The sequence below is a fragment of the Olsenella uli genome (assembly GCF_016900775.1).
In the GTDB taxonomy this organism is placed as follows: domain Bacteria; phylum Actinomycetota; class Coriobacteriia; order Coriobacteriales; family Atopobiaceae; genus Thermophilibacter; species Thermophilibacter uli_A.
Genome location: NZ_JACJKN010000014.1, coordinates 62,065 through 71,712, shown reverse-complemented (window position 1 = coordinate 71,712; position 9,648 = coordinate 62,065). Strand labels below are relative to the sequence as shown.

Sequence of the window (9,648 nt, the reverse complement as noted above, 5' to 3'; positions counted from 1 at the left end):
GCGTGCAAAAGTGACGGTCCCTTTTGCACGCATGCCAGTTACATCGCCATGCCGCCGTCGACACGGATGACCTCGCCCGTGACGTAGGACGCGGCGTCGCTCACGAGGAAGCGCGCCACGGCGGAGACCTCCTCCGCCCCCGCGAGGCGGCCGAGCGGAATCTGCCCCTCGTAGCTCGAGCGCACGCTCTCGGAGAGCACGGCCGTCATGTCGGTCTCCACGAAGCCGGGCGCGATGGCGTTCACCGTGATGCCGCGCGGCGCGAGCTCGCGCGCCACGGACTTGGTGAGGCCGATGAGGCCCGCCTTGGAGGCGGCGTAGTTGGCCTGGCCGGCGTTGCCCATGAGGCCCACGACGGAGGCCATGTTCACGATGCGGCCGCCGCGCTGGCGCATGAAGGCGCGCGCGAGGGCACGCGTGGTGTGGAACGCGCCCTTGAGGTTGACGTCGATCACGCGGGCGAAGTCCTCGTCGCTCATGCGCACGAGCAGGCCGTCGCGGGTGACGCCCGCGTTGTTGACGAGGGCCCAGACGCTCCCAAAGTCGGCGAGGACGGCGTCGACGGTGGCCTTGACCTCGTCGGCGCAGGAGACGTCGCAGCGATAGGCCCGCGCCGTGGCGCCCGCGGCCTCGCAGGCGGCAACGGCCTCGGCGGCCGCGGCCTCGTTGCCCGCGTAGACGAGCGCGAGGTCAAAGCCGTCGACGGCGAGCCCCTCGGCAATCGCGCGGCCGATGCCGCGCGAGGCACCGGTCACGAGAGCCACGCGACGCTCGGCGTCGCGCTCGATGGTTCCGGTCTTGGCGGCTGCCATGGCTACTCCCCCTTCTCGGAAAGCGTGGCGAGAACGGCCTCGAGCTGCTCCGCGGTCTCGCAGGGAAGCGCCGTGACGCCCTCGAGCGTGCGGGTGACAAGGCCCGTGAGGGTCTTGCCGGGGCCGACCTCGATGAAGGTGTCGACGCCGTCGGCGGCCATGTTCTCGAGGGTGCGGACCCACTGGACGGGGTTTGCCACCTGGCTGGAGAGCAGCTCGACGCGAGCCGCCTCGTCGGCCGGGTAGGCCTCTCCCGTGCGGTTGGCCAGCACGGGCACGGCGGGCTCGGCCGGCGCGTGGCCGTCCGCGAGATACGCCGCAAGGCCGCGCTCGGCGTCGGCCATGAACGGGCTGTGGAAGGCGCCCGAGACAGCGACCTTCATCGCGCGGCCCTTGGCCTCCTTGACGAGAAGATCGAGCTTCTCGCAGGCCTCCGGCGTGCCCGCGACGACGGTCTGCAGCGGGCTGTTGTAGTTCACGGGCCAGGCGTCGCCCGCCTCGGCGGCGAGGCGCTCCACGGTGGCGGCGTCGAGCTTCACGACGGCGCGCATGGCGCCGGGGTTCTTCTCGGCGGCGTCCGCCATGAGCTCGGCGCGGTGGCACACGAGCTCGAAGCCCTGCTCGTCGCTGTAGGCGCCGGCAAAGGTGAGCGCGGCGACCTCGCCGAGCGAGAAGCCCGCCACCACGTCCGGGCGCACGCCGCGCGCCGCGAGCGCGCGGGCGCAGGCGAGGTCGGCGGCGAAGACGCAGGGCTGCGTGTTGATGGTCTGCGCGAGCTCCTCCTTGGTGCCGGAGAGACACTGCTCGGTGGTGCCGGGGCGCACCGCGTCCGCAGCGTCGAAGACGGCCTTGGCCGCGGGCGCAGACGCGATGAGGTCGGCGCACATGCCGGGGTGCTGGGCGCCCTGGCCGGCGAAGAGGAAGGCTACTTTACCCATTGCATCGCTCCAGACAGGACCTTCTCGGCTCCGTTCACGAGGTCGTCCACGATCTCAAGGGCGCTCTGGCGCTCCTTCACCATGCCGGCGACCTGGCCGCAGAGGAAGCTGCCGTTCTCGTAGTCGCCCTCCTTGGCGGCCTTGCGAAGCGCGCCGGTGCCAAAGGCGTTGAGCTCCTCCTCGGGCGCGCCCGAGGACTCCATCTGGGCGTACTTGTTGGAGAACGGGTTCTTGAGGGCGCGGACCGGGTGGCCGGTCGAGCGGCCGGTAGCGCGCGTAGCGATGTCGTTGGCCTTGAGGACCATGTCCTTGTACTTGTCGGACACGGTGCACTCGTCGGCCACGAGGAAGCGCGTCCCCACCTGGACCCCCACGGCGCCGAGCATGAGGGCGGCAGCCACGCCGCGCCCGTCGGCGATGCCGCCGGCGGCGATGACGGGGATCTTCACGGCGTCCACGACCTGCGGCACGAGGGCCATCGTCGTGGTCTCGCCGATGTGGCCGCCCGACTCGGTGCCCTCGGCCACCACGGCCACGGCGCCGGCGCGCTGCACGAGCCTGGCCATGGCGACGGAGGCCACCACGGGGATGACCTTGATGCCGGCCGCGTTCCAGGCCTTCATGTACTTGGTGGGGTTGCCGGCGCCGGTCACCACGACGGGCACGTGCTCGTCGATGACGACCTGCGCGACCTCGTCCGCAAACGGGCTCATGAGCATGACGTTCACGCCGAAGGGCTTGTCGGTCCTCTTGCGCAGCTCGTGAATCTCGTTGCGCAGCCAGTCAGCGTTGGCGTTCATGGCCGCGATGATGCCCAGGCCGCCGGCCTCAGAGACGGCGGCGGCGAGGGAGGCGTCGGCGATCCAGGCCATCCCGCCCTGGAAGACGGGCTTCTCGATGCCGAGAAGGTCACAGATGGGGGTGCGCAGCATGACTAGTTCTCCAGGAGAGCGTCGACCATCTCGACGAACTCGCCGATGGTGGTGGGGTTGGACTCGGCGTCGATCTCGATGCCGAACTCGTCCTCGCAGGCCATGACGGCCTCGACGGTGGCCAGGCTGTCAAGGCCGACCTCGGCGAGGGTGGTGTCAGCGGTGAGCTCGACGTCGTCAAGGCCGCCCTGCTCGCGGACGATCGCGCAGACGCGGTCGAAGGTGCTCTGATCTGCCATGGTGTTCTCCTTTGTTCCGTGCGCCCGGTCGGGCGCGCCAATGGACTGCTATGTGCGGCCTACTCCCAGCGGAGCAGGCAGGCACCCGTGTCGAGGCCAGCCCCAAAGCCCACGAGGGCGACGAGCTGACCGGGCTTGAGCTGGCCGGCGCGGACGAGCCGGTCGAGGGCGAGCGGCACGCACGCGCTCGAGATGTTGCCGGTCTCCGCGAGCGAGCGCACGACCTTCTCGTCGGCGAGGCCCAGGCGGGCGACGGCGGACGAGAGGATGCGCTCGTTGGCCTGGTGGAAGACGAAGTGGTCGATGTCCTCGACGGCGACGCCCGCCTCGCGCGCGAGCTCGGTCACCGAGGTGCAGATGGCGTTCACGCCAAACTTGAAAACGCGGCGCCCCTCCATGGAGAGCGTGTTGGCGGGGTGCTCGGTCGCGTCGTAGGGGGAGCTGCCGCCGATGCCGGGCACGTGGAGGATCTCCACGGAGGGCTCGGTCTCGAGACGCATGGCGAGCGGGTTCTGGCCGCCCGCGGAGAGCACCGCGGCAGCGGCCCCGTCGCCGAAGAGGACGCACGTGGCACGGTCCTCCCAATCCACGAGGCGGCTCATCTTCTCCGCCGCGACCACGAGCACACGCTCGGCGCGACCGCGCGCGAAGTAGCCGTCCGCCACGTCGAGGGCAAAGACGAAGCCCGCGCAGGCGGCCGAGACGTCAAAGGCCGGGCAGGGGGCGCCCAGGCGCTCGGCGATGGCGCAGGCCTCGGCGGGGATGAGGTGGTCACCGCTCGTGGTGGAGCAGATGATGAGGTCGAGCTGGTCGGGCGTGACGCCGGCCGCCTCGAGGGCCTGCCGGGACGCCTCGCACGCGAGGTCGTCAAGCGACTCGGTGGTGCAGATGCGACGGCTCCTGATGCCGGTCCGGGGGAAGATCCACTCGTCCGAGGTATCCAGGAACTCCGAGAGGTCATCGTTGGTGACGGAGCGCGCTGGAAGCGCCGAGCCCGTTCCCAGAATGCGAAATCCCATCTTCTCGCCTCCTGCCTCGCTCTGTTGTTAACGCGTCAACATCTCTCTGGTAGGCTAGCAATATAGATGATGACGCTGCGTCGTCATTCATCCACCCTGCTATTTTGCCACGATACCTCCACACGCGTGGGTACCATTTGGGCACCTGCCGCAAACGGGGGAAACCGCCGGGAGAGCGTATGGAAAACGAAACCGAGGTTCGCATGGTCGAGGAGGTCGGCTCCACCAACGAGGAGCTGCTCGCCGCCGGTCGCGCGGGCGCCGCGCACGGCTGCGCGCTCGCGGCGCGACGCCAGACGGCCGGGCGCGGGCGGCGCGGCCACGCATGGGCCTCGCCTGCGGGAAACCTCTACCTCTCCGTGGTGCTGCGGCCCGCCGTGGGACCGGGGCGCCTGCCCGGCCTCGCCGCCGCTTGCGGGCTGGGGGCAACGGACGCGCTTCTTGCCCTCGGCGTCAGCGGCGTGTCGCTCAAGTGGCCCAACGACCTTCTCGCCCGCGGGCGCAAGCTCGGCGGCATCCTCGTGGAGGCGGCGCGCGACGACGCCGGCAGGACGTTTGCCGTCTGTGGCATCGGCGTCAACGTGGAGAGCGCCCCGCGCGAGCTCGCGGCCGTCAGCCTGGCCGAGCTCGGTGCGGCGCCAGGCCTTTCAGAGCTCGCTCGGGCGCTTCGTGACGGCATTCTCTCCCGCTGCGACGCCTGGGCCGGCGATCCGGGGGGCCGGCCGCTCGACGGGATCCGCGACGACTACCTCGCCCGCCTCGCCTGGGCCCAGGAGCGCGTCGTGGCGCTCTCCCCCGAGGGCCCCGAGCTCGCCCGGGGCCGCCTCGCGGGCGTTGACGCCTGGGGCCGCGCCGTGCTGGACACCGCCGCCGGCCCAAGGTCCTTCTCGGCCGAGCAGGCCTCCCTGCGGCCGCTGCCCGAGCGCTAGCGAGAAGAACCCGCACGCGCCAAACCCTCCGCGATTGGGTGCTAGGTTTGATGCCGAGACGGCACTCGATGGGGGCACTCGCGAGTGCCGTCTGAAAAAGCGCAGGTCAGTGGCTCGCTGCGATTGAGTGCGGTCCAGAAGTGCGGTCCCAACATCAAACGTAGCACCCAATCGCACCAGCTCCACGCCAGGGCCCCAAGGCGGCCCCGGCCCCTAGCCCCGCCCCCGTTGCGGTGGGCGACCTTCGACACAGCGACACGAGGCCGCCCGCCCTTCTCAGCCAGCGACTTCTGCGCGAAGCGCAGTGAGCTGGCGAGAAGGGCGGGCGGCCCTCACGTGCGTATGGGACGAGCGCCTACTCCTCGGACTCCTGGCGGACCACCTGGGAGAGGAGGTCGTCGAGGGAGCCAAGGTCCTCGTTGATGATGCCCGAGTCGCTGGCCGGGGCCTCGGAGCCGCCGATCAGCTCGTCGTCATCGAAGTGATGCGTCGAGGGCGCGGCGGTGCCGAGCATGATGTCGGCGTCCGCGTCAGGCGAGAAGACCATGTTGAGGAGCTGGGAGAGGTCCTCGCTGTCGGCCTCGGAGTCATCGGGCTCCAGGATGTAGAGCAGGCCGCGGGCCTCGAGGCCGTCGCGGAGCTCCTCGATCGCCTTGGCACCGATGCCATCGATGCGCAGCAGGTCGTCCTCGGTCTTGCCGATGAGGTCGCCCACGGTCTCGATGCCCACCTCGCTGAACTTGTTGGTCCAGCGCTGCGAGACGCCGAGGTCGTCGAAGAGGTAGAGCTTGGCGTCCTCGCTGGAGAGCGTGCGGCCGTTCTTGGAGTACACGCCGCCGAAGCCGTAGTCGTCGCCGACCCAGTCGAGCTGCTTGGGCAGCTGCTCCTCGATGTCCTTGAGCTCGTCGGGCGCCCACTCGGGCAGGCTCTTGGCGAGAGGCGACGTGGGGCCGTCGATCTTGGTGCCGTGGTAGGTGAGCTCCACGTCGTTGTACGCGGAGAGGCCAGTGCCTGCGGGAATCTGCTTGCCCACGATGACGTTGGACTTGAGGTCGAGCAGGTGGTCGATGTCGCCCTCGATGGCGGCCTCGGTGAGGACGCCCGCGGTGCGGATGAACGACGCGCTCGAGAGCCAGGAGTCGATGCTGGAGGCCACCTTGAGCGTGCCGAGGATGACCGGCTCCGCCTCGGGCGGGGTGCCGCCGGCAAGGGCCACGTTACGCACGGTGTCGGCGAAGACGTAGCGGTCGACGTACTGGCCGAGCAGGTACTGCGAGTCGCCGGGGTTGGTCACCTGGACGCGGCGCAGCATCTGGCGCGCGATGACCTCGATGTGCTTGTCGTTGAGGTCGACGCCCTGGGAGGTGTAGACGTCCTTGACCGACTCGACGAAGGTGTGCATCGTCGACTCGATGTCCGTCAGGCGGCGCAGCTTGCGGAAGTTGACGAAGCCGCGGGTAATCTGGTCGCCGGCGCGGACCTCCACGCCGTCCTCGACGTCCGGCATGAAGCGCACGGACGCGGGCACGCGCCACTCCTCGATGATGCGGCTCGGGTCCTCCGTGTCGACGATGCGCAGGAGGTACTCGGTCTGCTCGGGCGTGATGCGCAGGGTGCCGGAGACGGGCGCGAGGTCGGCCTCGCGGCCGAGGATCTTCTCGTTGACGTTGCCGACGACGTCGAACATGCGGGCGACCGTGGGGAGGCCCTGCGTGATGTCGTCAGCGCCCGCGACGCCGCCGGAGTGAATGGTGCGCATCGTGAGCTGGGTGCCCGGCTCACCGATGGACTGGGCGGCGATGACGCCGACCGCCGTGCCGATGTTGACCGGGCGACGGGTGGAGAGGTCCCAGCCGTAGCACTTCTGGCAGACGCCGTACTTGGACTTGCAGGTGAGGAGGGCGCGCAGCTCGACGCGCTTGAGGCCGTGGGCCACGAGCATCTCGAGGTCGTCCTTTGACTCGATGTAGCCGTCGCGCGCGATGAGCACCTCGCCGGTGGCGGGGTCGACGATGTCGTTGAGCGCGCAGCGGCCCACGAGGTCGGTGTCCACGGAGGTCTGGCCCGGCTTGATGAGCGGGTAGGTGACGCCCTCGTCGGTGCCGCAGTCCTCCTCGCGGACGATGACGTCCTGGGCCACGTCGACGAGACGACGGGTCAGGTAGCCGGAGTCGGAGGTGTGCGACGCGGTGTCGACGAGGCCCTTGCGGGCGCCGTAGGTGGAGATGAAGTACTCGAGCGGCTCGAGGCCCTCGCGGAAGTTGGCCTTGATCGGCAGGTCGATCGTGTCACCGGACATGTCGGCCATGAGGCCACGCATGCCGGCGAGCTGACGGAGCTGCGTCTTGGAGCCACGGGCGCCGGAGTCGGCCATCATGTAGATGGGGTTGTCCTCGGCAAAGCCCGCGAGCATCTCGGTGGCGAGAAGGTCGGTGCACTCGGTCCACGCGTTGACGACCTCGGTGTGACGCTCCACCTCGGAGAGGAAGCCGTCCTCGTAGTACTCGTTGATCTCGTCGACGCGGCCCTGCGCCTCCTCGAGGAGCTGGGGCTTGTCGGCGGGGATCGTGGCGTCCCACACGGAGACGGTCAGGCCCGCGAGCGTAGCGTAGTGGAAGCCGGTCTCCTTGATGGCGTCAAGGATCGGCTCGACCTCGGCCGTGGTGTAGCGGTCGCAGCAGTCGTTGACCAGGGCGCCGATGTCGCTCTTCACCATCTTGTAGTTGATGAAGGGGTAGTCGGCCGGCAGGCACTGGCGGTTGAAGATGATGCGGCCCGGCGTGGTCTCGAAGCGCGCCGTGTGCTCGGTGACGTCGAAGTCCTCGTGCTGGCCCTTGGCGGTGAGCACACGGAAGATCTTGCGGTCGCCCTCGACGACGTTGGCGTCGGCCGCGGAGACGCGCACGATGACGGGCTCCTGCAGGCCCAGGCCACGCTTCATGTCGATGGCGAGAAGGGCGTCGTCGAAGTCGGCGAAGACCTGGGTCTCGTCGCTCTTCTCGCCCGTCTCGGTGGTGAGGTAGTACGCGCCGAAGACCATGTCCTGGGACGGCACGGTGAGCACCTTGCCGGAGGCCGGCGAGCGCAGGTTGTTGGAGGACAGCATGAGGACGCGGGCCTCGGTCTGCGCCTGCGTGGAGAGCGGCACGTGCACGGACATCTGGTCGCCGTCGAAGTCGGCGTTGAAGGGGGCGCACACGAGCGGGTGCAGGTGGATGGCCTTGCCCTCAACAAGAACCGGCTCGAAGGCCTGGATGGAGAGGCGGTGCAGCGTAGGTGCGCGGTTGAGCAGGACCAGGCGATCCTGGACGACCTCCTCGAGCACGTCCCAGACGGCCGGGAGCTGGCGGTCGATCGCGCGCTTGGCGCCCTTAATGTTCTCCACCTTGCCGAGCTCGACGAGGCGGCGCATCACAAACGGCTTGAAGAGCTCGAGGGCCATCTGCGTGGGCAGGCCGCACTGGTGCAGCTTCAGCTTGGGGTCGACGACGATGACCGAGCGGCCGGAGTAGTCGACGCGCTTGCCGAGCAGGTTCTGGCGGAAGCGGCCCTGCTTGCCCTTGAGGGCCTCGGCGAGCGACTTCAGCGGACGCCCGCCGCGCCCGGTGACGGGGCGGCCGCGACGGCCGTTGTCAAAGAGCGCGTCCACGGACTCCTGGAGCATGCGCTTCTCGTTGTTGACGATGATCGCCGGGGCGTCGAGGTCGAGCAGGCGCTTGAGGCGGTTGTTGCGGTTGATCACGCGACGGTAGAGGTCGTTGAGGTCGGACGCCGCGAAGCGGCCGCCGTCGAGCTGCACCATCGGGCGCAGGTCGGGCGGGATGACCGGGATGACGTCGAGGATCATGTTGGCCGGGTCGTTGCCGCCCTTGAGGAAGGCGTCGACGATCTCCAGGCGCTTGATGGCCTTCTCGCGCTTCTGCTTCTGGGCGTCCTCGGAGGCGATGATCTGGCGCAGGTTCTGGGCCTCGGACTCGAGGTCGATGCCGCGCAGCAGCTCGCGCACGGCCTCGGCGCCCATGCCGCCCTTGAAGTAGATGCCGTAGTAGCGCTTGAGCTCGGAGAACAGGCTCTCGTCGGAGATGAGCTCGCGCTCCTCGAGCTGCATGAACTTCTCGTAGGCGTCGCGGCGAAGCGCCTTCTCCTCCTCGTACTCCTCCTCGAGGTCGGCGATGCCGGCGCGGATCTCGTCGGCCGAGAGCGGCTCGATGTCGCTGAACTCGTCCTCGGAGGCCTCGCCCTGCTCCTTCAGGCGCTCGATCTGCTCGTCGCGCTCGGCGTCGAGCTCCTCGAGGTCGGCGGCCAGCTCCTCCTTGAGGTCGTCGGCGTCGGCCTCGCGGGCCTCGGTGTCGACGTTGGTGATGATGTAGCTGGCGAAGTACAGGACCTTCTCGAGGTCCTTGCTCTTGATGTCGAGCAGGCGCGCGAGCGGGAAGCTCGTGGGGCTCTTGAAGTACCAGATGTGGCTCACGGGGGCCGCGAGCTCGATGTGGCCCATGCGCTCGCGGCGCACCTTGGCCGTGGTCACCTCAACGCCGCAGCGCTCGCAGACGATGCCGCGGAAGCGGATGCCCTTGTACTTGCCGCAGGCGCACTCCCAGTCCTTGGTGGGGCCGAAGATCTTCTCGCAGAACAGGCCGTCCTTCTCGGGCTTGAGGGTGCGGTAGTTGATGGTCTCGGGCTTCTTGACCTCGCCCTGCGACCAGCTGCGGATGCGGTCGGCAGAGGCGAGGGAGATCTTGATGGCGTCGAAGTCGGTGGTGTCGAAGTCTGCCACTG

Annotated in this window: 7 protein-coding genes; 1 reads left to right on the top strand and 6 read right to left on the bottom strand. The window is 69.2% G+C overall.

Features of this window, described 5'->3' with window-relative positions; translation table 11 throughout:
- Nucleotides 1-38: 38 nt before the first annotated feature.
- From fabG to H6A23_RS08860, 5 genes are read right to left on the bottom strand one after another with little or no spacing between them, the layout of a single operon-like run.
- The gene (fabG, locus tag H6A23_RS08880) at nucleotides 39-812 is read right to left on the bottom strand and encodes a 3-oxoacyl-[acyl-carrier-protein] reductase (RefSeq protein WP_204831826.1); all 774 of its coding nucleotides are present in this window, start codon (nucleotides 810-812) and stop codon (nucleotides 39-41) included.
- Between the two features lie 2 nt (nucleotides 813-814).
- Entirely contained in the window at nucleotides 815-1,750 is a 936-nt protein-coding gene (locus H6A23_RS08875; RefSeq protein WP_204831825.1) for an ACP S-malonyltransferase, read from the bottom strand.
- A complete protein-coding gene (gene fabK / locus H6A23_RS08870) occupies nucleotides 1,738-2,682 on the bottom strand; it encodes an enoyl-[acyl-carrier-protein] reductase FabK (protein ID WP_204831824.1) in 945 nt (314 codons plus the stop codon). Before fabK ends, H6A23_RS08875 begins: the two co-directional genes overlap by 13 nt.
- 2 nt (nucleotides 2,683-2,684) lie before the next feature.
- A complete protein-coding gene (locus H6A23_RS08865) occupies nucleotides 2,685-2,921 on the bottom strand; it encodes an acyl carrier protein (protein WP_204831823.1) in 237 nt (78 codons plus the stop codon).
- Nucleotides 2,922-2,980: 59 nt separating this feature from the next.
- Nucleotides 2,981-3,940, bottom strand: coding sequence for a 3-oxoacyl-ACP synthase III family protein (locus H6A23_RS08860; protein ID WP_204831822.1), 960 nt, complete (start codon nucleotides 3,938-3,940; stop codon nucleotides 2,981-2,983).
- Between the two features lie 179 nt (nucleotides 3,941-4,119).
- Here H6A23_RS08860 and H6A23_RS08855 point away from each other — a divergent pair, with 179 nt between their 5' ends.
- Complete coding sequence (locus H6A23_RS08855; protein ID WP_204831821.1) at nucleotides 4,120-4,869, top strand: biotin--[acetyl-CoA-carboxylase] ligase; 750 nt, start codon at nucleotides 4,120-4,122, stop codon at nucleotides 4,867-4,869.
- A gap of 355 nt (nucleotides 4,870-5,224) precedes the next feature.
- On the opposite strand, the gene H6A23_RS08850 is transcribed toward H6A23_RS08855, so the two are convergent.
- On the bottom strand, nucleotides 5,225-9,646 hold the full coding sequence (locus H6A23_RS08850; protein ID WP_204831820.1) for a DNA-directed RNA polymerase subunit beta': 4,422 nt from the start codon (nucleotides 9,644-9,646) through the stop codon (nucleotides 5,225-5,227).
- Nucleotides 9,647-9,648: the final 2 nt, after the last annotated feature.

What these genes read in the sequence shown, in the direction of transcription:
- fabG (WP_204831826.1), bottom strand. Translation starts at nt 812, where the DNA reads ATGGCAGCCGCCAAGACCGGAACCATCGAGCGCGACGCCGAGCGTCGC.
- H6A23_RS08875 (WP_204831825.1), bottom strand. Translation starts at nt 1,750, where the DNA reads ATGGGTAAAGTAGCCTTCCTCTTCGCCGGCCAGGGCGCCCAGCACCCC.
- fabK (WP_204831824.1), bottom strand. Translation starts at nt 2,682, where the DNA reads ATGCTGCGCACCCCCATCTGTGACCTTCTCGGCATCGAGAAGCCCGTC.
- H6A23_RS08865 (WP_204831823.1), bottom strand. Translation starts at nt 2,921, where the DNA reads ATGGCAGATCAGAGCACCTTCGACCGCGTCTGCGCGATCGTCCGCGAG.
- H6A23_RS08860 (WP_204831822.1), bottom strand. Translation starts at nt 3,940, where the DNA reads ATGGGATTTCGCATTCTGGGAACGGGCTCGGCGCTTCCAGCGCGCTCC.
- H6A23_RS08855 (WP_204831821.1), top strand. Translation starts at nt 4,120, where the DNA reads ATGGAAAACGAAACCGAGGTTCGCATGGTCGAGGAGGTCGGCTCCACC.